The organism is Stenotrophomonas sp. VV52, from assembly GCF_002893095.1.
Lineage (GTDB): Bacteria > Pseudomonadota > Gammaproteobacteria > Xanthomonadales > Xanthomonadaceae > Stenotrophomonas > Stenotrophomonas aracearum.
On the sequence record NZ_PKQQ01000002.1, the window covers coordinates 370127 to 394072 of the forward strand.

At 66.2% G+C, this 23946-nt stretch carries 31 protein-coding genes; 27 read left to right on the forward strand and 4 right to left on the reverse strand.

The window, feature by feature from the left end:
• The first annotated feature begins 85 nt into the window (after window positions 1-85).
• From C2U58_RS07725 to C2U58_RS07825, 21 genes are all read left to right on the forward strand, one after another.
• On the forward strand, window positions 86-511 hold the full coding sequence (locus tag C2U58_RS07725) for a hypothetical protein (protein ID WP_146033429.1): 426 nt from the start codon (window positions 86-88) through the stop codon (window positions 509-511).
• 7 nt (window positions 512-518) lie between these two features.
• Entirely contained in the window at window positions 519-1262 is a 744-nt protein-coding gene (locus C2U58_RS07730; protein WP_102945296.1) for a hypothetical protein, read from the forward strand.
• Window positions 1250-1657, forward strand: coding sequence for a terminase small subunit (locus tag C2U58_RS07735; RefSeq protein WP_102945297.1), 408 nt, complete (start codon window positions 1250-1252; stop codon window positions 1655-1657). Before C2U58_RS07730 ends, C2U58_RS07735 begins: the two co-directional genes overlap by 13 nt.
• Window positions 1644-3002: a phage terminase large subunit gene (locus tag C2U58_RS07740; RefSeq protein ID WP_102945298.1), complete on the forward strand. Its 1359-nt coding sequence runs from the start codon at window positions 1644-1646 to the stop codon at window positions 3000-3002. Before C2U58_RS07735 ends, C2U58_RS07740 begins: the two co-directional genes overlap by 14 nt.
• Window positions 2999-5044, forward strand: coding sequence for a hypothetical protein (locus C2U58_RS07745; protein WP_102945299.1), 2046 nt, complete (start codon window positions 2999-3001; stop codon window positions 5042-5044). The genes C2U58_RS07740 and C2U58_RS07745 overlap by 4 nt, the downstream gene beginning before the upstream one ends.
• Before the next feature lie 13 nt (window positions 5045-5057).
• Window positions 5058-6149: a hypothetical protein gene (locus tag C2U58_RS07750; protein WP_102945300.1), complete on the forward strand. Its 1092-nt coding sequence runs from the start codon at window positions 5058-5060 to the stop codon at window positions 6147-6149.
• Window positions 6150-6364: 215 nt separating this feature from the next.
• Entirely contained in the window at window positions 6365-6805 is a 441-nt protein-coding gene (locus C2U58_RS07755; protein WP_102945301.1) for a Gp49 family protein, read from the forward strand.
• Window positions 6806-7015: 210 nt separating this feature from the next.
• Window positions 7016-8077, forward strand: a complete 1062-nt coding sequence (locus C2U58_RS07760; protein ID WP_102945302.1) for a phage major capsid protein — start codon at window positions 7016-7018, stop codon at window positions 8075-8077.
• Window positions 8078-8124: 47 nt separating this feature from the next.
• The gene (locus C2U58_RS07765; protein WP_102945303.1) at window positions 8125-8448 is read left to right on the forward strand and encodes a hypothetical protein; all 324 of its coding nucleotides are present in this window, start codon (window positions 8125-8127) and stop codon (window positions 8446-8448) included.
• The gene (locus tag C2U58_RS07770; protein ID WP_102945304.1) at window positions 8448-8951 is read left to right on the forward strand and encodes a hypothetical protein; all 504 of its coding nucleotides are present in this window, start codon (window positions 8448-8450) and stop codon (window positions 8949-8951) included. The genes C2U58_RS07765 and C2U58_RS07770 overlap by 1 nt, the downstream gene beginning before the upstream one ends.
• Window positions 8952-9022: 71 nt before the next feature.
• Entirely contained in the window at window positions 9023-9760 is a 738-nt protein-coding gene (locus C2U58_RS07775; protein WP_216362392.1) for a hypothetical protein, read from the forward strand.
• Window positions 9757-10512 carry a hypothetical protein gene (locus C2U58_RS07780; RefSeq protein WP_102945305.1) on the forward strand — a complete coding sequence of 252 codons (756 nt, stop codon included), beginning with the start codon at window positions 9757-9759 and terminating at the stop codon, window positions 10510-10512. Before C2U58_RS07775 ends, C2U58_RS07780 begins: the two co-directional genes overlap by 4 nt.
• Window positions 10512-11936: a hypothetical protein gene (locus tag C2U58_RS07785; RefSeq protein ID WP_102945306.1), complete on the forward strand. Its 1425-nt coding sequence runs from the start codon at window positions 10512-10514 to the stop codon at window positions 11934-11936. Before C2U58_RS07780 ends, C2U58_RS07785 begins: the two co-directional genes overlap by 1 nt.
• Before the next feature lie 2 nt (window positions 11937-11938).
• Window positions 11939-12640, forward strand: a complete 702-nt coding sequence (locus C2U58_RS07790) for an SPRY domain-containing protein (RefSeq protein ID WP_102945307.1) — start codon at window positions 11939-11941, stop codon at window positions 12638-12640.
• A complete protein-coding gene (locus C2U58_RS07795) occupies window positions 12640-13137 on the forward strand; it encodes a hypothetical protein (protein ID WP_102945308.1) in 498 nt (165 codons plus the stop codon). Before C2U58_RS07790 ends, C2U58_RS07795 begins: the two co-directional genes overlap by 1 nt.
• Before the next feature lie 39 nt (window positions 13138-13176).
• Complete coding sequence (locus C2U58_RS07800) at window positions 13177-13686, forward strand: hypothetical protein (RefSeq protein ID WP_102945309.1); 510 nt, start codon at window positions 13177-13179, stop codon at window positions 13684-13686.
• Window positions 13686-14297 carry a hypothetical protein gene (locus C2U58_RS07805; protein WP_102945310.1) on the forward strand — a complete coding sequence of 204 codons (612 nt, stop codon included), beginning with the start codon at window positions 13686-13688 and terminating at the stop codon, window positions 14295-14297. The genes C2U58_RS07800 and C2U58_RS07805 overlap by 1 nt, the downstream gene beginning before the upstream one ends.
• Entirely contained in the window at window positions 14294-14746 is a 453-nt protein-coding gene (locus C2U58_RS07810) for a hypothetical protein (protein WP_102945311.1), read from the forward strand. The genes C2U58_RS07805 and C2U58_RS07810 overlap by 4 nt, the downstream gene beginning before the upstream one ends.
• The gene (locus tag C2U58_RS07815; RefSeq protein ID WP_102945312.1) at window positions 14743-15402 is read left to right on the forward strand and encodes a hypothetical protein; all 660 of its coding nucleotides are present in this window, start codon (window positions 14743-14745) and stop codon (window positions 15400-15402) included. Before C2U58_RS07810 ends, C2U58_RS07815 begins: the two co-directional genes overlap by 4 nt.
• 1 nt (window position 15403) lies before the next feature.
• Complete coding sequence (locus C2U58_RS07820) at window positions 15404-16669, forward strand: hypothetical protein (RefSeq protein ID WP_102945313.1); 1266 nt, start codon at window positions 15404-15406, stop codon at window positions 16667-16669.
• Window positions 16669-18933 carry a hypothetical protein gene (locus tag C2U58_RS07825; RefSeq protein WP_102945314.1) on the forward strand — a complete coding sequence of 755 codons (2265 nt, stop codon included), beginning with the start codon at window positions 16669-16671 and terminating at the stop codon, window positions 18931-18933. Before C2U58_RS07820 ends, C2U58_RS07825 begins: the two co-directional genes overlap by 1 nt.
• Here C2U58_RS07825 and C2U58_RS07830 read toward each other — a convergent pair.
• The 4 genes from C2U58_RS07830 to C2U58_RS07840 form a co-directional block, all read right to left on the reverse strand.
• Window positions 18927-19193 (reverse strand): hypothetical protein, encoded by a 267-nt coding sequence (locus C2U58_RS07830; RefSeq protein WP_146033430.1) that lies wholly within the window; start codon window positions 19191-19193, stop codon window positions 18927-18929. The two genes, C2U58_RS07825 and C2U58_RS07830, sit on opposite strands and share 7 nt — an antisense overlap.
• Before the next feature lie 103 nt (window positions 19194-19296).
• Window positions 19297-19587, reverse strand: a complete 291-nt coding sequence (locus C2U58_RS19830) for a hypothetical protein (protein WP_146033431.1) — start codon at window positions 19585-19587, stop codon at window positions 19297-19299.
• Between the two features lie 112 nt (window positions 19588-19699).
• Complete coding sequence (locus tag C2U58_RS07835; protein ID WP_146033432.1) at window positions 19700-19912, reverse strand: hypothetical protein; 213 nt, start codon at window positions 19910-19912, stop codon at window positions 19700-19702.
• Between the two features lie 204 nt (window positions 19913-20116).
• Entirely contained in the window at window positions 20117-20356 is a 240-nt protein-coding gene (locus C2U58_RS07840; protein WP_102945317.1) for a hypothetical protein, read from the reverse strand.
• A gap of 119 nt (window positions 20357-20475) precedes the next feature.
• Here C2U58_RS07840 and C2U58_RS07845 point away from each other — a divergent pair, with 119 nt between their 5' ends.
• From C2U58_RS07845 to C2U58_RS07870, 6 genes are read left to right on the forward strand one after another with little or no spacing between them, the layout of a single operon-like run.
• Complete coding sequence (locus tag C2U58_RS07845) at window positions 20476-20958, forward strand: glycosyl hydrolase 108 family protein (RefSeq protein ID WP_102945318.1); 483 nt, start codon at window positions 20476-20478, stop codon at window positions 20956-20958.
• On the forward strand, window positions 20958-21281 hold the full coding sequence (locus C2U58_RS07850; protein WP_102945319.1) for a hypothetical protein: 324 nt from the start codon (window positions 20958-20960) through the stop codon (window positions 21279-21281). The genes C2U58_RS07845 and C2U58_RS07850 overlap by 1 nt, the downstream gene beginning before the upstream one ends.
• Window positions 21278-21502, forward strand: coding sequence for a hypothetical protein (locus C2U58_RS07855; RefSeq protein WP_102945320.1), 225 nt, complete (start codon window positions 21278-21280; stop codon window positions 21500-21502). The genes C2U58_RS07850 and C2U58_RS07855 overlap by 4 nt, the downstream gene beginning before the upstream one ends.
• A gap of 1 nt (window position 21503) precedes the next feature.
• On the forward strand, window positions 21504-21989 hold the full coding sequence (locus C2U58_RS07860; protein ID WP_102945321.1) for a hypothetical protein: 486 nt from the start codon (window positions 21504-21506) through the stop codon (window positions 21987-21989).
• Window positions 21989-23053 carry a hypothetical protein gene (locus C2U58_RS07865; protein ID WP_102945322.1) on the forward strand — a complete coding sequence of 355 codons (1065 nt, stop codon included), beginning with the start codon at window positions 21989-21991 and terminating at the stop codon, window positions 23051-23053. The genes C2U58_RS07860 and C2U58_RS07865 overlap by 1 nt, the downstream gene beginning before the upstream one ends.
• A gap of 1 nt (window position 23054) precedes the next feature.
• Entirely contained in the window at window positions 23055-23945 is an 891-nt protein-coding gene (locus C2U58_RS07870) for a hypothetical protein (RefSeq protein ID WP_102945323.1), read from the forward strand.
• Window position 23946 lies beyond the last annotated feature (1 nt).

Genomic DNA, 23946 nt, shown 5'->3' on the forward strand with positions numbered 1-23946 from the left:
CACCGCAACCAGCCTCCAGCGGGGCCGGACCATGGAGAAGGCCCCGCACCGACAGTTCAACCGGCCCTGCCTGCCGGTGGGCGTCGTGTCCGTGCGCGCTGACGTGCAGCGGGTGGCAGAGCGGGCCCTGGCCAAGGTGAAAGAGGTCCGCCGGGCCCGGAGCTGCGGGACGCTGGTGTTCGCCGATCCAGAGGGCAGGGTTTACGCCCTGCGCAGCGAGTCGGTCAGCGCGGACACCATGACCAGCACCCACCCGGAGTGGTTCGTCTGCGAGTACGCCGGCCGGCACAGCGACGGGAGCGGTTCGGCATGCCCGGCAGTGGAGGACATCGCCGAGGACCTGGCATTCCACTTCGGCGAGCTGGGCCGCGAGCTTCGCGACACCCCGGAGCAGTTCGACCTGTGGGGGTTCCACGGGGCATTCGCCGAGGCGCTGTGCTATCTGGCCACCCGGCGCAGGCGCGGCAAGGCCAACCCGGCTCCGTTGAACCACCTTGCGGCTCAGGCGTAATGGACCCATGAGCGACCGCCAGACGCCCAATTCCGACATGCACACCCGTTTCCATGCAGGACGCGCCACCCGGGGCGCTACCCAGTACCGGGACGACCAGCCGGCAGGTGTCGACAACAGCCAGCAGGCAGCACAGGGTTGCCGCGTTGCGGCGGGCGCGTCCGGTAGGCGCGCTGACACTTGCCCCCTGGGAACTGCCGATCTCACAACCCCCGAGAAGTTGAGGCAGGCCAGGCTGCTGGCTCTGTGGTGCTGGCACGAAGAGGATATCGCCGCGCTGTTTGGCGTAACCCTCGCCGAGCTTGCCTGCGCAGCGTGGGAGAGCGACGAGCTGCTCGCCGCACTCACCCCATCGGACGATGAGCGGGAAGCCTACCGGCTCCAGATGACTAATGCTTCCGCCCGCCGGGCGGCAGCGCTCAGGGAGCATCGCGCCACCAACCCGTCAGCGCGAATCCGCAACGCAGTAGCTGCACGACTGTGGGCGGCGCTGAAGGGCAGGTCGGATGGAGCATTGTTCAGCCGGCTGGGCTACTCGGCCGAAGACCTGGTGAGCCACCTGCAGGCGCAGTTCACCCCCGGCATGAGCTGGGAGAACTACGGCCAGTGGCATGTGGACCACATCAAACCCTGCGCGTGGTTCGATCACACCGACCCCGCCCAGTTCCGGGAATGCTGGGCGCTGAGCAACCTGCAGCCGCTGTGGGCGGCGGACAACCTTCGGAAGGGTGCCCGGGCATGGGAGAGCTGACCCCCAAGCAGGAGGGTTTCTGCCAGCGCTACCTCGAGACCGGCAACGCCAGCGAGGCTTACCGCCTCTGCTACAACGCCAAGAACGCCAAGCCAGAGACCATCAACCGCTCGGCCAAGGAACTGCTGGACAACCCCAAGATAGCCGCAAGGCTCACCGAGCTGCGGGCCGTTGCGCTGGTCGGCCACTCCGTGACCATGGCCAGCCTGCTGCAGGAGCTGGAAGAGGCTCGCATCGTGGCCAAGCGGAAGCGGCAGGGAGCCGCCATGGTCCAAGCCACGATGGGCAAGGCGAAGCTGGCCGGCCTCGAAAAGGGCGTGGAACCCGCAGAGACGCCAGTCCCCACGTCGGTGAAGGTCGAGATCATCAGCGGGCGGAAGAATGCCAACGCTTAACGAGCCGCAGGCCGAGTTCCTGGCGCTGCCGCACAAGTTCCGCGCCTTCGTGGGTGGGTTCGGCTCCGGGAAGACCTGGGTAGGGTGCGGATCCCTGTGCCAGCACGCCTGGCAGTTCCCGCGCATCCCGGCTGGCTACTTCGCCCCCAGCTACCCGCAGATCCGCGACATCTTCTACCCGACCGTGGAGGAAGTGGCTTTCGACTGGGGGCTGCGGGCCCAGATCAACCAGTCGAACAAGGAGGTGCACCTGTATGCGGGCAGGCAGTACCGCAGCACGGTCATCTGCCGATCGATGGACAAGCCGGCCAGCATCGTGGGTTTCAAGGTGGGCAAGGCGCTGGTCGACGAGATCGACACCCTGAAGAAGAAGAAGGCCCATGAGGCCTGGCGCAAGATCATCGCCCGCTTGCGCGTGAAGGCGCCCGGCCTGCAGAACGGCATCGACGTGACGACCACGCCCGAGGGCTTCAACTTCGTCTACGAGCAGTTCGAACAGATCCCCGGCAGCGACCCCAAGAAGGCCGCGCTGTACGGCAAGGTGCATGCCAGTACCTACGACAACGAGGCGTTCCTCCCAGAGGACTACATCGAATCGCTGTTCGAGACGTACCCGGAGCAGCTCGTGCTGGCGTACATCCGGGGGCTGTTCGTCAACCTGACCACGGGTTCGGTCTACGGCGCTTTCAGCCGGAAGCTCAACGGCACCACGGCCACGATCGCGGATGGTGAGGCGCTGCACGTCGGCATGGACTTTAACGTGATGAACATGACCGCGGTGGTCTGCGTGATCCGCAACGACCAGCCGATGGCGCTGGAAGAGCTGACCGGGGTCCGCGACACCCCGGCCATGATCACCGCGCTGCGGGAGCGCTTCCCGGAGAACCGCATCACGGTCTACCCCGATGCCAGCGGCGGCAGCGCGCACACGAACAACGCCAGCGTCTCTGACCTGGGCCTGCTCCGGGCTGCGGGCTTCACCGTCCGGGTGGCTGGCGCCAATCCCCGCATCCGCGCGCGCGTGGTCAGCGTCAACGCCATGATCTGCAACGCGAAGGGCAAGCGCCGGCTGCTGGTGAACCCGTACGGCTGCCCGAAGACCACCGAGGCGCTGGAGAAGCAGGCATACGACGAGAACGGCATGCCGGACAAAACCACCGGCTTCGACCATCCGCCCGACGCCCTGGGCTACTTCATCCACACCAGGTTCCCGGCCGTGGCCAGCGCCCGCGAGCGCCCATCCGTTGAACGGACTGCCCCCCTGGTGCCCCATACCCGCAGATGGCTGGAATCCCGGCCCGACGACGCGAATGACGTGGAAGACCGTAGGAGACGCAACCTGTGACGCCCGAAACCACCGACTTCGCCTTCGTGGAAGTGCTGGACGCTGACGCGGCGGCCGAGCAGGCCCGGGCAGCTGAGGCAAACCGCATCCTGCAGGAAGAGGCCGACGTCGGGGCCTGGCACAAGCGGATCGAGTTCGCCCGCGAGTTCGACAAGCATGCGCGCAAGGGCTATGCGCGCGACCGGCGCTACTGCCGCGGTTCCTCCGACCCCCAGGTCTTTGATGTCTCGGTGCCGATCGCGGCCACGTACGTGAACATCCTGACCGGCTTCCTGTATGCCCGGAACCCGGAGGCCAGCGTGCAGCCGGCCGACAGCGCCGGTTCCAGCCGGACGGAAGACGCCAAGCTGCTGGCCCGAACGCTGGAAATCGTCATCGAATCGCTGTGGAAAAAGGGCAGGCTCAAGGCAGTGGCTGATCCCTTCGTGCGCTCGGGCCTGAGCGTGGGTCTCGGCTGGTTCAAGGCCGCATGGCACCGCGAGACCGGCCGCGATCCGGCCACCGAGCAGCAGATCGGCACGCTGCGCGACCAGATCGCCGCGCTGCAGGCGACCGAGCGGCAGCTGGCCGAGGGCGACGCCCCGAACCCAGACGAGCTGCGCGCCATGTACGAGCAGCAGATGGCCAGCCTGGAGCAGGGCGTGGAGACGGTGATCTCCAGTGCCCTGGTGCTCGACTTCGTGCGCGCGGAGGACATGCAGTGCGCGGTGTCGCTGCCGTGCCTGCGCGACTACGTGAACAGCCCTTGGATCGCGCAGCGCATCTTCATGCCGGTGGCTGATGCCAAGGCCGCGTATCCAGAGCACGCCGAGCGCCTGGATAGCGCGACCAAGTATTACAACGTGCGCCCGTCGGACCAAGAGAAGGACGCGGGCAGCATCAGCGACACCGATGCGGACGCCTACTCGACCGGCAATGCCGGCCAGGCCACGGCCAGCGGCGATGAGGCGTGCGTCTGCCTGTGGGAGATCTGGAACCTCAAGACCCGGCAGTTCGCCACGATCGCGGTGGGGCTGAAGCGCTACCTGCGCGCCTGGGTGACGCCGGACCAGGCCACCAGCCGCTTCTATCCGTTTTTCCAGTGGGCTCCGCTGTGGGTCGACGGTCGCCGGCACCCGCAGTCTCTGGTGGACCGCTCCCGCGAGCTGCTGGACGAGTACGACCGGATCCGCACCAACTACCGCGAGCACCGCCGTCGCGCCATTCCGAAATTGGGTTTCGACTCGGGCGCGGTGGACGAGCAGGAAGCGAGCAAGATGGCGGCTGGTGCGATCGGGGAAATGATCGGGCTGAACCTCAGCGGCAACTCGCCGAATACAGTCGTCTTCCCGATCCAGTACAACCAGATCGACCCGGCGCTCTACGACACATCCACCATCCGCTCGGAACTGGAGCTGATCTGGGGCATCCAGGAGGCGCTGTCCTCCACGATCACCGTGGCTAAGACCGCCACCGAGGCAGACATCCAGCAGCAGGGCACAGAGTCCCGCATCGGCTATGCCCGCGATTCGCTGGACGAGGTGCTGAGCGACTTCGCCCAGTACACCGCCGAGAGCGCCATGTCGCCCAACGGCCTGACGCATGACGACGTGGTGGCCATCGCAGGCCCGGAGGCGTTCTGGATCAACACCGACGAGCTGTCGATGATTGAGGCCCTGGTCACCGTCGACATCCGCGCCGGGTCTTCGGGCAAGCCGGCCACGGCCATGAAACAGCAGCAGTGGTCGGTGCTCCTGCCGCAGCTGCAGCAGGCGGTGATGCAGATCGGCGAGATGCGTGGCGCCTCGCCGCTGGACATCGCCGACAGCCTGGAACAGCTGGTGGTGGAAACCATCAAGCGCACCGGTGATACCGGCATCGACCCGTACTCGATCATCCCGCAGGCCCCGCCCATGACGCCCGTGGTGCCCGGCATGCCTGGTGCACCTGGCCCCGATGGCCTCCCGGTGCCGGCCGCCAACGACCCGGCCGCGATGGCCATGCAAGACCCCGGCATGCAGCTGCCGCCCGAAATGCTGCCGCCCCAACTCCCCGCCGCCTAAACGAGGAACCACCATGCCGAACCCGAACGAAGCCGCGCAGGCCGCTGCGCCTGCCCCCGAATCCGACCAGACTGTCGCCGAACAGGTCGAAGCGCCTGCCGCTGAGCAGCTGGACGCCTTCTCCGCCGGCGTGGAAGAAGCCCGCGCTGCGGAGACGTCTGAAGCCGCGCCGGCAGTCGTGCCGCCCGCCGATGACGGCGCACCTGCAGCTGTGGAAGGCGAGGGCGATACCCCGGCCGCTGCCGCCGATGGCGATCAGCCTGCTGCTGCAGCTGCCGCCGCGCCTGCTGCAGCGCCCGCCGCGGTTCCTGCTCAGCCCGAGGCCCCGAAGTCCGTCGACGACGAGATCAAGGACCTGGGCATCACCAACGAGCGCACGCAGAAGCGCTTCCGCGAGCTGTCCGAGCGCGCCAGCGAAGCCGAGAGCCTGCGGGACCGCGCCGGCAAGGTGACCGACTGGGAACAGACCATCGAGCGCACCGGCACCAACCCGCAGCAGTTCGGCGCCACGCTGCTGTACCTGACCGACATCAACTCCGGCGATCCGGCGCGCATGAATCGCGCGTACGACACCATGCAGGCCGAGTTGCAGTTCCTGGGCCAGAAGCTGGGCCGCGAGGCGCCGGGCTTCGACCCGCTGAGCGCGCACCCGGACCTGGCCGAGAAGGTGAGGTCGGGCGACTTGGAGCGTGCCGCTGCCGTCGAGCTGGTCCAGCACCGGCAGCGCGGCGTGCTGCAGACCGAGCACCAGCAGACCCAGCACCAGCGGCAGCAGGCGGAGGTCGCCGAGCAGCAGGGCCTGCAGGCTGTGGCTGCCATTGGCCAGCAGCTGCGCGCCACCGATCCGCAGTTCGAACAGAAATTCGCCTTCCTGGCGCCGACGGTGGACATCATCCAGAACACGCTGCCGCCGGCACAGTGGGCTGCGGCGATCCAGCAGGCGTACCAGCGCCTTCCGGCCCTCCCGGCAGCAGCACCGGCAGTGGCCGCGCGCCCGAACAACCCGGCACGCGCCAGCGCCGCGCCCGCCGTGCCGGCCACTCCGAAGAACCCGGCAGACGCCTTCTCCTTCGGCGTGGCGGAAGCACAGGCGCAGGGCCGATGAGCTGGCCGGTGCCGTCGAAGCTGGCCCGGCAGATCCACGCCATCCTGATCGTGCGGTACGGGATGTGGGGCTGAGCTGTAAAAGCAGCGTCGGCTTTATAGAAACCTGATACCAGCCCCGGCAACCCCGGGGCTTTTTCGTGTCCGTTGCACATGGGCGGGTGGCTGGGATTCTGGCCGCTCTTCCCGAAACACCCACCAACGGAGCCGCCAGCTATGAACGATAAGAGCATCGAAGAACAGATCCAGGCCAAGGGGCTGACCGCACCGCGTGTGACCCCGGCCCACATTGAGGGCGAGATCACTGGCGCGTTCTACTTCACGGCGGCGGACGGCTACAACGCCTCCCCGTGCCATGACCCGAGCGGCCAGCCCGGCGAAGTCCTGCCGCCCCCTCAGTCGTTGGGCTTGCTGACCTTCTGCGTGCTGACGCTGCGCAACGGCTTCACCGTGACAGGTGAGTCGGCCTGCGCCAGTCCGGAGAACTTTGACGCCGAGATCGGCCGCACCATCGCGCGGCAGAACGCCGTGGCGAAGATCTGGCCGCTGCTGGGCTTCCGCCTGCGTGACCGGCTCGCCGCTTCGGCGCTGACCGAAGCCGACTCCCTGGCCGACCTCGCCGGCACGCCCCGGCCCGACCATCCAACCGCAGCCTGACCCCAACGACCCCGCTCCGGCGGGGTTTCTTTTTGTCCGTTGACAGTACCGACCCCTCGCGCATAGTCGCCCCCATCGGCAGATGCCGACACCGCGTGTGACGTAAGCCGGGTTCGCCACCGGTAGCGCTGTACTGAGGCATCGCGCCCCTCGAACGCGGAAAGACCCAAGGCCCCACGGGCCTCCTTCTTTCCCTTCGAGGCTACAACCATGCCCTTGACCACTGCCCAGCTGCTGGCTGGTGCCAACCGTCAGATGGAGTCGTACGCGGCAAACGACCCCATCGACCAGTTCTCCACCGAGCGCCCGTTCGCTTCCTGGCTGATCGCCAACAAGAAGGAATCGACCTTCGGCAACGGCATCTTCAACGAGAAGGTGCGGATCTCGAACGACTCGAACTACCAGAACTACACCGGTGACGACCAAGTCACCTACAACCGAAAGGACACCGTCCGCAAGGCGCCGTACCAGCACTACGAAGCGCACGACGGCTTCACGCTGAACGAGACCGAGCTGGCCAACAACGGCATCATCCTGACCGACGACAAGAACGCGGTCATGTCGGATGCCGAGAAGATCCAGATCGTCAACCTGCTCGACGAGAACTGGTCGGCGCTGAAAGATGGCTTCCAGGAAAACTGGGACATCGAAGTCCACTTGGACGGCTCGACCAACCCGAAGGCTGTGCCGGGCCTGGACCTGCTGGTCAGCACCACGCCGAACGTGGGCGTCGTCGGCGGCATCGATGCGGCCACCTCGCCGTACTGGCGCAACTTCGCCGACATGGGCATCAGCACGGCCACCGCCGGCAACCTGATCAGCCACCTGGAAACCCTGTGGCGCCAGACCACCACCTACGGAAAGATGGGCGCGCCCAACTTCATCCTGGTGGGCGCGGCGATGTACGACGCCATCCAGGCCGATGCGCTGAAGGTGATGGCCCGCCAGATCACCGTGGGCATCAACACCACCGGCGGCATCACCGTCGACCCGTCCACCAAGGCGCTGGCCTTCAAGGGCGTGCCGGTCGTGTGGGATCCGTCCTTCGAGGCCATCGACGCCCGCCTGGGTGCGATCACCTACCCGTGGACCAAGCGCGGCTACTTCCTCAACAGCAAGACCATCACGCTGCGCCCGGTCCAGGGCCGCTGGATGGTCAAGCGCACGCCGCCGCGCGTCTACGACCGCTACACGCACTACTTCGGGCAGACCGCCGACTACGGCCTGACCATGAAGAAGCGCAACAGCAACGCGGTCTTCTCGATCGCCTGACCCCACATCAGCCGGCGGGGCAGCCCCTCGCCGGCGGGAGACCTGAAATGCCCAACATCAAAAAGATTGCTGTTCCGGCCACCGTCAGCGCTGGTGCTGGTGTGGCTCTGAACGTCACCCCGCTGCTCGGCGGTCAGGGCCGCGAGGGGCTGCTGTTCGGCCCGTCTGGCGGCCTTGGCACCGGCGTAGTGCAGCTGCAGGGCGCGCCGAAGCAGGCTGACGGCACTGCCGGCACCTACACCACCATCCAGACCCTCAACTCCGCGACCACCTTCCCGGTAGAAATCGCGGACCTGCCCGACTTCATCCGGGCCAACGTCACCACCGCGCCGGCGGCGGCCACCGAGCTGACGCTCGAAGGAGTCCAGTAATGGCCAAGGTCAAGATCCCCCACGTGCTGCTGCTGATCGACCGCGACGCGAGCACGAAGATCCCGGCCTTGGTGCCGGAGTACGAGCAGCCGATCTTGGAAGAGATCTACGGCGAGGACCTGGTGCACGAGCTGGAAGACCAGGCCAAGGACATCGAGGTCGAGGACTTCGACGCCCAGAAGGCCTTCGACGGGCTGGTGGCCAAGTACCAGCCGACGCCCGAAGGCGACCGGGCGCGCAAGTTCTTCTATCCGAAGCTGCGTGATCTGGAGAAGCGCCTGAAGGCTGCGGGCATCAAGCCGGCCAGCGATGAAGGCGACGAGGACGACGACGCCGACGAGAGCCTGGCCAGCGGCACGATCGCGCAGATCACCGCGAAGCTTGGCGGCCTGTCGGATGACGAGCTGGACCAGCTGGCGGACGAAGAGGCGGCTGGTAAGGACCGCGCCGGCGTCCACGCTGCGATCGAAGCCGAGCGCGAGAAGCGCACCGGCGACCAGTAACCCTCCGCTGGCGGCGGGGGTGGCGGCCAGCTGGGGAAACCTTGCTGGCCGTCTTTTCATTGGGAACACCCATGGCAGACCCCATCAGCTACAACTGCGCGTGCGACGACGACTACGAGCGCACTACGCTTGCCGAAATGCGGAAGCGGCTCCTGCGGCGCCTCGGCTTCTCCGCGCAGGCGGACAATCCGCCGCCGGGCATGGCCGATTTGCTCGACGACTTCATCCGAAGCGCCCAGGAGCTGCTGTTCCGGCGCTACTCGGTGTTCCGCCGGGAGCGCTTCTACACCTGGGACCTGGTGCCCGGCACGCGCTTCTACGATCTGGACGCCAACGCTGACCTCTGCACGAAGCGGCTGGACCCGCGCATGATCACCTGGGCCGGTATCTCGCAGGGTGACGGCAGCTGGCGCCCGCTGTACTGCGGCATCGACCCGGTGATGTACACCGCACGCGGCCCGGGAATCCCCAGCCACTACGAGATCCGGCAGTGCATCGAGCTTTGGCCTGCGCCCTCGGATGCGACCTGGCAGCTGCGGATCAAAGGCCAGTTCGGGCTCGAACCGCTGCAGGCCGGCACGGACTACACGACTGTGGACCCGGAGGCCATCTTCCTGCTGTCCCTGGCCAACGCCAAGGCGCACTACGGACAGCCAGACGCCGGCAACTATGCCTCGCAGCTGCAGTCCTACGTGCGCGACCTGATCCGCGGTGGCCACATGACGCGCCGCTATATCCCCGGGACCAGTGATCCGCGTAATGCCGTGCGCCCGATCCCCGTGGGCGGCTGGCCGGAGGACAACCCGTGAAGCAGGAATCCCTCTCCGCCGTCAAAGCCGGCATTACCCGGCTTCGGGACAAGGGCGGCGCGTCCAAGGACGCTGTCTACGACCTGGTTAACGGCTATGTCACCGCTGCGCGCACGATCAAGTCGCGCCCCGGCACCCGGATCTCCCACGCCCTGCCGCCCGGCACGAAGGGCTTGGTGTTCTTCCAAGGCAAGTTCGTGGTCTTCGCCAACGACGTCATCGCCTCCACGTCGCCCGACGTCGAAATCGAGGTGCTGCGGCACCCCACCGTGCCCGGCGCGCCGCTGAAAGAGATCCACTTCTCGATGCCGTTCCTCGGTTACCTATACGTCGTCGCAGAGTTCGAAGGGGCGTCCGACCCTCGCTACGTGCACTACTGGCTGGAGAAGGGCGAGATCTGGCAGCCCGGCAAGACCTACTTCCCCGGCGCACTGGTCCGCCCGACCGATGGCAACGGGCTGGCGTACCGCTTGGAGAGCGATAGGTCCGGCTACGTGCCTTGGGCTCCCAACGTGGCCAGGGCCGTCGGCGATGTGGTCGTGCCAACCACCGACAACGGGTTTAAGTACACCGTGATCGAGACCACCGGTGCTTCGGCGCGTTCTGGCACCACCGAGCCGGTGTGGCCGACAAACGCCGGCGAGACCGTCTTCGAGGACGCCAATATCCAGAACGCACTCGGCACCAACACCACCGACACGCCTGCGGTCCCGCCGGACGTGAAAGACCGCTACGGCACGGGGAACAGCTGATGGCAGTCCCACTCTGGCAACCCGGCACCCTCTACCAGCCTGGCGACATCGTTCAGCCCATCACCGCGCCGTCGCCGACCGCAGCGCAGGTCGAGAATGGCGACTTCGCCGCTGGCAACGTCAACTGGGACTTTACGGGCGGCGCGGAGTTCTCCACCACCGGTGGCTATTCCGGAAACGGCAACTGCGTGCGCATGCCCGGCAACGTAGCCGACGGCCTGGCACTGAACCGCACACAGCTGGTCGTGCCCAGCACCGGTAGCACGTTCGAAGCCACCGCGATGATCAACCAGGGCGCCTCGATCGCGGGCGCCACTCGCGGCTGGGTGGAGGTGCGCTGGTACGACATCGACGATGTCCAGATCGCGCTGGAGCGCGGCAACGTCGTTAGCGACGGGAGCGGCGGTGCCTGGCACCAGTCCAAGGTCACCGCCACCCGGCCTGCAGGTGCGGCCTACGCGCGCGCAGGCATCGCGCTGTTCTCGGTTGCGGACCACAACCACCCAATCTGGGGCGACAACCTTTCCGTGTCGGGAACGTTCGCCGGGCTGCCCGATGGGCTGGTTTACAAGGCTGTGCAGCCGGAATCAGGCTTCTCGGCGCCAGACGAGCCGGCCTGGCCGCCCATCCTCGGCCAGCAGGTCATCGATAACGAGGTCATCTGGGAGGCGGTGGCATCGACGCGCGTCACCTGGGAGGCTTCGCCGCTGTACGTGAGCGGCGACACGGAACCGGCGTGGCCCACCGACATCGGCGGCTTCGTCAAGGACGGCACGATCAACTGGAAGACCGTGTCGCGGCGGGTGGAGGACGAGAACTGCCCGGATTCGAACATTGTGGTCATAGGGGCCAGCAAGGTGTTTGCCGGTGACGACGACATCGTGCGGTATAGCGCCACAGTGAACCCCTTGGACTGGACCAGCACGGATGACGCGGGGTACCTGCCAACGGGTCTGCAGAACTACGGCGCGAATCCGGTCGCTGCGATGGGCCTGTACCGCGGCAACCTGGTGGTGTTCAACTCCGAGGCCTTCCAGCTCTGGCAGATCGACGAAGACCCGGCCAGCATGGCCTTCATCGACGCGCTGCCGCTCGGCAGCACCCAGCACCGTTCCATCGCCCCGGTGTCGAACGACCTGTTGTTCCTGGCCTCGCAGGGCATTCGTTCCATCGGCATCGCAGCGAGCTCTACGAACTACCAGGCTGGCGATGTTGGCATGCCGATCGACCCGCTGGTTGACGGCCTCATGCGTGAAGTTGGCGCGTCCGGCACGAAGCCAAAGGGGCTGTATCAGCCCGCAGCCGGACAATACATGCTGATTTTCCGGGGGACCGGCGACGTTCGCCCATCCAACCTTCTGCTGCAGGAGAACGGCGATCCGATCCTGCAGGAATCCTTCGACTACATCCACCTGGAGCCATAACGATGGCCGATTCTCCTATCTCCGCTCTGCCGCAAGCAGGAGCTGTCACTGGCGCCGAGCTGCTGGCATTGGTTCAAGGCGGCATCACCTGCAAGGCGACGCTTCTTCAGGTCCTGGCCATTCTCTCGACTCGCTGCGTGTGGGACAGGAATGTCTTCAACAACTCCATGGGAGGCGTAATCAGTAATGGAGGCCTGACCCATACAGCGACCAACTCCGGTATCGGCAACATGGTTTTGGCCAGCCGAGCAAATTCCACTGGGAAGCGGTACTTCGAAGTACGGATGGATGTCGTGACGGGCGCTGGGACGCCGACCGTTGGAGTTGCGCAGTCGAACGCCAGCTCTGCGCAAGTTGGGCAGGGTCCCGTGGTGAGCACCAACCGCAACTCGGACTGGGGCCTGCTGGCAAACTCCGGCAACAAGTATGGCGCAGGTACTTCCACCGCTTATGGGACAGCATTGGCTGCAAACGACATCCTGATGGTCGCTGTCGACCTCGATGCCGACCTGATCTGGTGGGGAAAGAACGGCACTTGGTTCGCCTCTGGGAATCCAGCAGCGGGGACGGGCGCGGCCTTCAACACCGTTCAGGACGCGGTCTACCCGGCCATCACGAACTCGGCTGGCTCAAAGGCCACGGCCAACTTTGCCGGACCCTTCCAGTACGCGCCGCCCGCCGGGTTCACGGCCTGGGACGCCTGATGAAGTCCTCGACGATCCTGGTGTACTCGATCAGCGCCACCGGTCAGGTTGGCGCCTGGTCGCGCTACACCATCGCGCTGAACATCGATGAATGGTGCATCGCCGGGGACGACCTGTACCTGCGGTCCGGCGATTACATCCACGTGTTTGACGAGGATGAGGTGGGGGATGAGACATCCCCCGGCATCGTCGGTCCGTTTAAGGGCGAGATCCAGTGGTCCTGGCTCGACTTCGGCCAGCCCGGCGTGACCAAGAACCTATATGGCTTCGATATCGTCGGCATCAGCGACGTGGCGGTGTCCTTTGGCTATGACCAGAGCAACGGCGGCTACTTCACTACCCCGTATACCGTGCCGGCCGACACGGTGCCGGGTATGGTCATCCCGATGCCGCTGTCGGCGCCGTCGTTCTCCGTCCGCCTGACCTACGACGGTACCGAAAAGTGGCAGTGGAACGCTTTCAGCTTGTACCTGCAGGACCTGCGGGGCATGTCGTGAATCCGTTGAACGCCCGGCCTGCGCTGGAAGAATCTGCCCATGCAGAAAGCGCACCTGCCCTCCAACGTGATCCCGTGCCGGCCGGTCCACCTTCTGGCGCTGGCCGAGGTCATGCGCGAGACCGAGCAGGCGCAGCTGCTGGCGGTGCTGGGGACCGGCACCTACGACCCGGACACCGCCGCGCACTGGCTGATCAACACCTGGGCGCAGTCGGCGCCCTTCGCACTCACCGTGGTGGGGAGGGACGGCATGCCGGCAGCTGCAGGCGGCTTCCATCCGGTGGCGCCGGGCGTGTGGCAGTCGTGGATGGTCGGCTCGGAGGCCGGCTGGAACGAGCAGTGGCGCGCGATGACGAAGGCCACCCGCTGGCTGATCGACTCGCTGCTGGCCACCCAGGCGCACCGAGTGCAGACCAGCGCCCTGACCACGCGCGAGAAGGCTATCGAGTGGTTCGAGCGGTCCCTGGGCATGCGGGCAGAGGGTGTGGCGCGCGGCTACGGCATCAGGGGCGAGGACATCGCCCACTTTTCCAGATTGCGGGGTGAATGATGGGCGGCGGAAGCAACGGCTCGGCCACGAAAGCGGCGCAGGAGGAATCCTGGCGCCAGAACAACATCGATCAGGCCGTCAACCAGATCAACGGGATCTACGGCGGTGCTGCGCGCAAGGCAGAGATCGACGATTTCCTGGCGGCGACGCGGTCGTTCTACTCGAAGGAGCTGGAGCGGCAGAAGGGCGTGGCCGACCGAAGCCTGCGGTTTGCGATGGCGCGCAACGGGCTCACCGGCGGCACCGCGTCGATCGACGCCAACCGCACCCTGGGCGAGAACTACCAGTCCGGCATCCTGAGCGCTGACCGCTTGGCGCAGCAGGCTGCGGCAGACCTGCGCACCGCCGACGACACCTCCCGCATGAACCTGATCTCGCAGGCCAGCACCGGCATGGGCCTGACCAGCGGCGCGCAGCAGGCGGCGCAGGCCATGCAGGCCAACCTCGAGAGCGGGCGCGGTGCGATGAAGGCCGACGCCTTGGGCGACGTCTTCGGCGGCCTGGCCAACATCTACACCAACTCCAAGAACATGGCAGATGAGCGCCGCGGCAGCCGCGCCTACGGCCTGATCTATCAGCCCGGCTTTGGTGCCGGGGCAGGTGGGCGATGAGCCTAGACGCTCCCACCGCGCTGGTGGTGCTGGACGCGCTGATGGCGCCGATCAGCAACCCTTCGCTTGGCGACATCCAGCTCCTGCAGGAGGCCACCGCGCAGTTGCCGCAGGTGGATCTGCCGGTGGAGCACACGTTTCTCCCCGGCCAGTACCTGCGGAAGCTGGCGATGCCGGCAGGCACGCTGGTGGTGGGCAAGCGGCACCGGCACCGGCACGCCCTGATCGTCACCGGGCACGTCACCGTGCGCACCGAGGCGGGCATGGTCGAGCTGCAGGGCACGCACGTGATCGACTCGCAGCCCGGCATGAAGCGGGCCATCTACGCACACGAGGACAGCGTGCTGATCACCTCGCACCTGACCGAAGAAACCGACCTCGAGCGCATCGAGGCCTACGTAATCATGCCGGACGACGCGGTTCTGGAAATCGAAGGGGAAGCGAAATGACCTGGGTAGCAACTGCCGTCGTGCTCATCGGCGCCGCCGCGAATCAATACAACACCCACCAGACCCAGAAGCGTCAGGACAACGAGCTGGGCCTGCAGATCCAGCAGCGTGCCGCGCGGCAGAACGAGGCCGACAAGGAGGTGATGAAGACCATCGCCGACCGCGCTGCCAGCGACGGCGACGCCGGCCGGTCTTCGATGCTGGACCAGTACATGAATCAGGTGCGGTCCGCGCAGGGCTCGGCCACGTCCGGCCTGCGGCAGGTCGGCGGCGTGTCCGATGCATACCGTCAGGCTGCAAACGACGCCGCGCTGGGGATCAGCGACTACGCCGGCGACACCGCCAGCCTGATGAGCCGAATCGACGCGCCGGTGCGGCAGCGGCAGGGTGAGCAGCAGCAGAACGCGCAGCTCAGCACCGCGCTCAGCCTGATCGGAAACCGTTCGGCCGGCCAGGACTTCCTGTCCAACCTGCGGCTGCAGGGAATCCGCCGCAACCCGGGGCTCGATGCCTTCGTCCAGGTGGCCAATGCCTATGCCGGCGCCGCTGGTGGCGGCGGGGCAGATGCCTCCGGCCTATCGAGCCAGGCCAACGGCATCACGGCGGCGAACAACGGCGCCATCTTCGCGAACAACTCCAAGCGCTGGGGCTACTGACATGGCAGACCTGATGAGCATCCTCCAGGCCAACGCCGCGCCGCCGCAGGGCTGGACCTCCGTTGGCCAGGCGCTGGCTGGACTCGGCGGTGCCGGCAGCCAGAACGCCTACGACCGTGGCATGGCCAAGGCAGCGCAGCTGGACCAGCTGGTGCAGACCGCGCGCTACAGCCGCGAGAAGGCGATGGAGGCGGAGAGGCAGCGGAACCAGCAGACTGGGCTTGCCGCAGCGCTCGAATCGAGTGGCTGGAGCCCCAACGATGCGCGCGTCGCAGGCGCCTTCGCTGGATCAGGGCTCAACCCCAACGAATATGCTGCGGCTCGCCTCGCCGGGCAGGAGTTCGGGAACCGCGACAGCATCGTCGCTTCGGCCCTGGGCGGCAATCTGCCTGAAGCCGGCGCGTACAGCATGGGCTTGGCGAAGGGGCCGATTGAGCTGACGAAGATCGTCGATGGCACCGGCTATAACCCGTATCTGGAGGCCGACCAGCAGTACCACACGACCCCTGTGGGCCAGTCGACCATCGGCCAGCGGAACGCAGCGGCAGCGGCGAGCTACGCCAGCGCTGCAAACTCCAACGCTTCGGCCGCACGCACGAGGCAGGCCACGGTGTTGGACCGCGCTGATACTGCCGGCGGCCGCGGTGGAATGAAGGCGCCTTCGGGATACCGCTGGAACAACGGAAACCTGGAATTCATCCCGGGTGGGCCGGCCGACCCCGCGATGAAGTCCAGCGGCGCGCCCAGCGAGGGTGAGCGGAAGTCGGCGACGCTCCTGGCTCGTCTTGAGGGCTCGCTGGGGCAAATGAACAGCGCGATTGCTGACGACGAAACCGCCGCAAAGCCGGGGATCTTGGCGGCGCTCGCAGGGAACATTCCGTTCTCCGGTGAGACCGCACGAAATCTCGCCAACTCCAGCGAGCGCCAGCGGGTGGAGGCAGCGCAGCTGGATATCCTGGACGCCGCGCTGACGCTCGGCACTGGTGCGGCGTACACGAAGGAGCAGCTCGAGGGCTATCGGAAGTCCTTCTTCCCGCAGCTGGGCGACAGCTCGGACACGGTCAAGGACAAGCAGGATCGGCTGAACACCGTTGTGAATTCCGCACGCATCGCTGCGGGGCGCGCAGCACCAGCCGCCGCAGCTGTTGCACCAACCAGTGCGGCCGAGGCCTTCGGCGGCCCGCCGGCATCCCCCTTGCAGCGCGCTCGCAACCCCAACACCGGTCAGGTGGTGGTCCTCCGTAATGGTCAGTGGGTACCCGAATAATGGCTACGCCTCCGCTTCCCCCCGGCTTCATCCTGGAACCCACCGCGCCGGCCGCCCCCGCGCTGCCGCCGCCCCCGCCTGGTTTCGAGGTCGAGCAAATTCAGACCCTGCCGACGGTGCAAGCCGGACCTCCGCTGCGGCATGCCGATGGGCGTCTGTCAGAGGCCGGCTGGGAGGCTGAGCGAAAGGCCTTGGAACAGCGGCGACAAGGGGAAATCGACGACACCAGCTTCCTCAGCAACCTCGTCGCGGGCTATGGCCGCTCGCTCCCGACCTTGTACCAGGGCGCGAAACAGGGGTACGTCGACGCGGTGTCGGCACTCACCGGGGGTGCTGCTGATGTGCTCGGGGACTTCGGTGGTGAAACCCTGGGTGGGCTCCGCAGGAGCGCGGCCGATTACTTCGGTGGCATGTCGCGCGACCTCCAGCGGGAGACGAATCAGGAGCGCGTAGACAGCCAGGCGCTAACCAGCAGCGGAGGCGGCATCCTCGGCGGCGTGATCGGCGACATCGCGAACACTGCTCCGCTGCTGCCGGCCGGTGTGGCATCCAAGGGAGCGACTCTTACCCGAGCGATTAGCCAGGCGGCGGCGGGCGGCGCGATCCAAGGGGCCATCCAGCCGGTAGCAAGGGATGGTGAGCGTCTGGATAACACGCTCATTGGAGCGGCGCTCGGCGGCGGTCTCTCGGCGGCCGGCCGTGGTGCAATGCGGCTTGGCGAGAACATTCTTCCGCAGAACATCACCGCCCGGGCCCTCAACTTCTTCAACAGCAGGGCGAACGCCAAGGACTACGCGGCCGACGGCGAAGCGCTGGCGCAGCGCACCGGCATCGATTTCACGCCGGGCATGGTGAGCGGCGGCCGTGGCCAGACTGCGATGGAGAACATGGCCAGGCAGAGCGTTTTCTCGGCGGATACTGCGTTTGAGGCAGACCAGAAGATCGCGAACCAGGCGATCGACAACGTCAACCGCATCATGGACCGGATTTCGCCGGATAGTGCGTCGCCGCAAGGCATCGGCGACCGCGTCCAAGGTGCCGTGGACAAGGCGGTGGAGAGCGTGGGCGCACGCCGGGAGGAAATGGCGAAGCAGCAGTACGGCGCGATCCGGAAGATGGTCGGCGACGCGCCCGTTGTCGACTATTCGCGCACCCGGCAGGTTCTGCAGGACATCATCGGCGAGAACGCCGACGTCATTGGCGCGGACGCGCGGCGTGTCCGTTTGCAGGCGCAACGCATGCTGGACGAACTGAGCGGGAAGGATGGCTTCAGCCTGGATTCCGCCCGAAAGTCTCGCAGTTCCTACGGGGCAGCGGCCAGGGGGCAATCCAACCTGCTGAGCAACGTCGACCGCAATGTGAACAAGGCGTTTGCCAAGCGCATGTATGGCGCAATCAGCGATGACATCGACGCTGCAGGCCAGAGGCTGGACGAGGCTGCCGGATTTGGACAGAACGGGATCGTCCCGGAAGGTTCAACCGTGATGAAGCCCAGCGAGATGCTGAAGGCAGCCAACGACGAGTACCGCAACCACACTGACCTGCTCAGGAAGATCGAGCAGAGCCCCTTGCGCCGCCTCCTTGGCGACAAGCTGGATGTGGATGGCTTCACGTCCTATTCCCTGCCGCCGGAGACGGTCGTGCAGCGGATCAACGCGATGAAGCCCTCGGAACTGGCCCAGGTCCGCTACTTCATGGAGCGGAACGAGCCGGAGGTGTGGGGGCAGTACAAGCGCATGATCGTGGAGGACGCCCTGAGCGAGGCGCAGAGCGCGCCGGCCTCGGCTGGCGCGAACCATGTGCCGTTCAACGCCGGCGGATTCATCCGAGCCTTGGGGGGCGACAAGCCGGACAGGATCGAGCGCCTGAAGTCCACCTTCAACCCCGACGAAATGGAGGAAATCATGGACGCCCTCCAGGCAGCGCGGCGAATGGGCGACAAGTTCGGCACCAACTTCAGCGGCACCGGGGCCTACAACGAGGTGATGAATGCCTCGAACGGGTTCATTGACGCAATGAAGAACATGAGCCTCAAGGCGGGAGTGGCCACGGCGGCGCCTATCGCTGGCTTCAACAAGGTGGCCAGGATGATGGTGGACTCGAACGGTCGCAAGGCGCTGATCGAGCTGTCGAGGCTACCCCCCGGCTCTCGCCGGGCCAACGACCTGGCCGCCTACCTGGCCGCCACAGCAACCGCTGGGACGGACGATCCGTTGGAAATTGAGATCGTTGGCGGAACGCCGGAAAGCCGGGCAGGTCAGTAAAGGTTGACCATCAGGACGTAGGCAAGGATGCCTACGACCATGGCAATGCTTGCGGGGATGATGGGGCGGATGGTGGTGTGGATCTTCCACCATCCGGAGGCAGCCAGGACCAATCCCACCAACAAGCAAGCCAGCGCGCAAGCCATGGCCCATGCGACTGGCATGAGGGCCACCTTCCACCATGCAAACCCGCTCTCGCGGATTCGGATGGCCATGGTCACCGGGGCGGCAAGCGTCGCCCATGCGATGAACTTTGCCACGGTTCCCCTAAAGTGTTGCTGGACATACGCCCGCACGGTGAGTGGCGGCGCAAGCGCGGGAACAGTGCCCGCTCCCTTGGGTTCGTGGCTTTTCACAATGGGGTTACTCTGTGCGCGTCACGCAGCGGAAATGCAGCGTCGCGTCCGGCCAACCGCCGAAGGCACGCGCCTGCTTGGAGTCGGCCGCCATCGTCTGCATCACTTTGCCCTTCTGGGCGCAGAATTCAGCAGCCTGCTTGTAGTTCTTCTCCTGCATCTTTCCCGATGAAGAGAAGCCAGTCCGGCCTCTTGCTGCGATGTGATAGCCGTCAGGGCCATCGGGCACGATCCCGGAGTTCGAGACGCAGCCTGCGAGCGCGGCGCATGCAACAACGGTGAGAATTCTCTTAATCACTGAGCTTCCTTTCTGGTGGATGGTTTCCGGCAGCTGCCATGCCAGCTGCCTCGGCTGATGGGCCGGATGGTAGCACCCGGCCGCGTGGGGCGGCCGGAGCGGCTGGTCACCCCTAGAGGATGTCGAGCCATGCTTCCTGGGCCTGGCCGCGGCGGCGGGCGAGGGACACGGCATATGCGGCTGCGGCCTCGTGGGCCTGGTCAGCCATCGCGTCGAATGCCGGATTCAGATAAGAGCCGCCAATGGCTCGGGAAGCGGCGTGGGTGAAGATTGCGCGGACCAAGTCTTCATCGACGAGGACGTTTCCATCGTGTTCGGTGCTCATTGCCTTCTCCTTTGGCGCCCCGGCCAATCCAGGGCCGTCGGCATCGTAGCACCGTCCGTTGAAGGGGATCGGAGTGGGGGTAGGGTGGGGTCATGGAACCCATCCGACGCCCCGGCACTCGATTCGTCTGCTCCCTCAACGCAGAGGCGCAGCCCATATGGGAGCGCCTGAAGCGTGCTGCCGCGCGCAAGAATCCCAGGCAGGTCAAGAAGCAGAGCCGGGCTCTTCGACTCCAGGGCCATATACAAACTCGTACCCTTCAGCCCCAGGGCTGAACTGAAGGTGTTTCGGGTCTAGAGGAATGGTGACGCTGGGATATTCGTTGGCAGCGTCCGAGGCCCATTCCCAGACCAGATGGGGTATCCCCTCGATGTAGACCATGTCGCAGTTGGCGATGTTGTCCCCGATTCGGACCATCACCCGCCACACCTTCATTTCTTCCATGTCTGTCTCCGGTAGCTGATTGGCTGGGTCGCACCGCCAATCCTACCGGGGGCAGGCGCCTTCCGTTGAACCCGCCCGGCGCCCGGGCAGCATGGCCCCATCAACAGCAGGGGCCGGCCGTGAGCCAATTCGACGAGATCATTGACCGGGTCCTCTCCCATGAGGGTGGGTACGTGAACAACCCCCGGGACCCGGGCGGCGAGACCCAGTGGGGAATCAGCAAGCGGTCCTATCCCCAGCTGAACATCCGGGCCCTGACCCGGCCCGACGCCGTGGCCATCTACCGCCGCGACTTTTGGCAGCGGGTGAGCGGCGACCAGCTGCCAAGGGCCTTTGCATTCCAAGCGCTGGACGCGGCAGTCAACCATGGCATCGGCAACGCCGTCCGCTGGATTCAACGGGCTGCAGGCGTGGCGGACGATGGGATTATCGGACCTCGTACTTTGGCCGCAGTGGCTGAAGCCGATCCCGCCGACCTGGTGCTGCTCTTCAACGCCGAGCGCCTGGAGTTCTACGCCAAGCTGGGCACCTTCGATGCGTTCGGCAAAGGCTGGACGCGGCGCGTGGCCGGCAACCTGCGGTACGCCGCGCGGGACAACTGATGCCCGCGTCCAAGAAGCAGGCGAAGGTGTCGCCGATCAGCCAGCTGCAGGGCGTCCTGCTGGTGCTGGATAACCGAAGCGGCCGGCCAACGGCCGAGATGCTGGCCAATGTCCGCGAAATGGTCGGCGACGCCCTGTCGGTGATGCAGGAACCGGATCCGGTCAAACAGCGCATCGGGTTCGTTCTGCTGGCCATCCAGCAATCCACTGAGGTGAAGGTCAAGGTGGTGCGTGACAAACGCATCACCCGTGTGACCGTAATCGACCAGCCCCTGTACCACTGGGCGCTGGAGGAAATCCACGCATTGGCAGGTGCCGCATGACCTTCGCGACTCGAAATGTAGGGGCTGCCCGGTTCGGCCTGGCCGTTCTGCACGTCTTCCTGCTGGGCATGGCCATGGCGGCACTGCTCTATGTGAACGTGCCGGCGAACAACGAGAACGCCCTCATGCTGCTGATTGGAGCTCTGGTGGCAAACAACGGCGGCATCGGCAGCTACTACTTCGGCAATAACAGCAGGGCGCGCGGCCCTTCCGGAGGGTGAAATGAGTCCAACCGCGATCAAGATCGCTATCGGCGCTGCGCTGTTCGCGGGCTGGTCCGCCGGAATGTTTGGCGCCGGCTGGGCCTGGCGTGGCGACCGCGCCGAGGGCAAAGAAGCGCGGCAGGAGGCCGGCGCCGCCACCGCGCAGGTGCAGCAGGTCAACGACGTGCGCGCCACCGAACACACCCAGGCCGCTGCAGTGGCCGACATTGGAGTGAAGCATGAAGAAGACCGTACTGAGGCCGCGACCGTCCCTGCTGCTGTTGCTGCTGAGCTGCGCAGTGGTCAGCTCCGGCTGCGCGACGGGTGGGCAAGCTGCGAGATCCAGCGTCTGTCCGACGCTACCGCCGCCGCCATCGAACGTGATGCGGCCGCCGAGCGCCGAGAGAGCTTTGCGGGAGCTGTTGTTCGAGCCGGGCGTGACGCCGACGACCAGCTCCGAGCCTGCCAAGCCGTGATCGCTGCGGACCGCGCCGGGGGCGGGTAATGGCCGGTAAGAAGATCCAGCTCAAGGACCAGCTCGGCCGGGTCATTCACCTCAACAGTGATGCGACCGACGGCGCGACGCTGGGCAAGAATCTCTACGGCGCCGATGGGAAGCTACTCACCGCAGACCAGATCATCAACCCGCCTGCGAGCAACCAGAGCGCCTCGGCCACGGTCTGGAAGCTGATCCGCGAAGTGCCGGCCAACATCCAGAAGCTGGCCAAGCTGGCCACCAACGGATTCGCGGTGCGGCAGGCCAGCGGGGAATGGGTGACGCGGTCGCTGCAGGCGGGCGTTGGGATCGACATCACCAACCCCGACAGCGATGCTGGCGACCCGACGATCAGCCTTGAGGACCTGCCCGACAGCGGCGTCGGCGCGGCGCTGGTCAAGATCACGCGGGACGGGAAGGGGAGGGTAGAGGGCACGCAGCCTGCGAGCACCACCGACCTGGCCGAGGGGTCTAACCTCTACTTCACCGACGCGCGCGCAGACGCGCGCATCACGGCGCAGAAGGGGCAGCCGAACGGGCTGGCAACGCTGGGCGCTGATTTAAGGATTCCCAGCGCCCAGCTACCCGCGATCGCGATCACAGAGACATTCGTCGTCGGCAGCCAGGCCGCGCAGCTGGCGCTGACCGCCCAGGAGGGCGACGTCGCCGTCCGCACGGATCTGTCGAAGTCCTACATCAAGAACAGCGGCACCAGCGGCACGATGAGCGACTGGACCGAGCTACTGGCGCCCAGCGGCGGCTCGGTTCTCAGCGTCAACGCCCGCACCGGCGCCGTGGTTGTCCCCGACTTCGTCATCAAGGCGACCGCACCAGTGGCGGGCGACTTTGGCCGAGCCATCATCGACGGCGACCGCTGGTTCAACAGCACGAGCGGAGTGGACTACATCCGCGTCGCTGGCGCCTGGGTGCACGACAACGCGGCAGCGCTGAGCAGGTACATGCCTGCCTACCTCGCCAACGGCTCGCCCTCGCCGGTGCCGCTCAACGCCGACGGCACCGTGCCTGCGTACCTGGCAAACGGCACCTCTTCACCCTTCGCGACGCAGGCCTGACATGGCAGACATCATTCCCCTGAAGTTCCTCAAGACCACCGGCGGAGCGGTGGTGGCGCCGTCGGAGCTGAATCCGGGTGACAGCATTCCGAGCGCGTACATCGGCGGCCTGATGGGCAGCAACATGCTTATCAACTGCGGCGTGCCGGTGATCAACCAGCGCGGGTTCGCTGGCGGCGCGCTTGCCGCGGGCGTGTATGGCTACGATCGCTGGAAGGCTGGCGCGGGCGGGTGCAACGTGACGATCAACGCCACGACAGGTCAGTTCACGCACACCAGCGGCCCGCTGGTTCAGGTCGTGGAGTCACCGGAGGCGGCGTGGGGAGTTCCGGTCACCCTGAGCGTTGAAAGCCCGTCTGGCGCAATTTCGGTGAACATCGGCGGCGCCACGGGTTCCATTACCGCCGGAGCGGGACGCCGCAGTGTCACGCTGACCCCGACGGGCACCGGCAACATGGTCGTGCAGCTCACCGCAACCGGCGTCACCTACAGCCAGCCGAGGCTCGAGCGAGGCGCGGTCATGACGGTGCCCGAGTACCGTAGCCCCGCAGCAGAGCTCATGCTTTGCCAGCGTTACTACGAAAAGAGCTACAACCAAGGCGCATCCCCCGGAGCGATAACCACGGCTGGCCGGGAGAGCCAGTTCTATGACAGAAACACCAGCGGGAACTCCTTCGGAACCTTCAGTTTCAAGGTGTCGAAGCGCAGCACCCCAGCGGTAACGCTCTACAACGACCAGAACGGCTCCCCGAACCAGGTGGCCAGCGTAAATGGTGTTGCACTCGCAGCGAGTGTGACGCAGCCGGGCGAACGGGGCGCATCATTCTTCTATTCGACCGCGGCCGGGCAGTGGGGTGCGAGTTTTCACTGGACAGCGGATGCGGAGCTTTGAC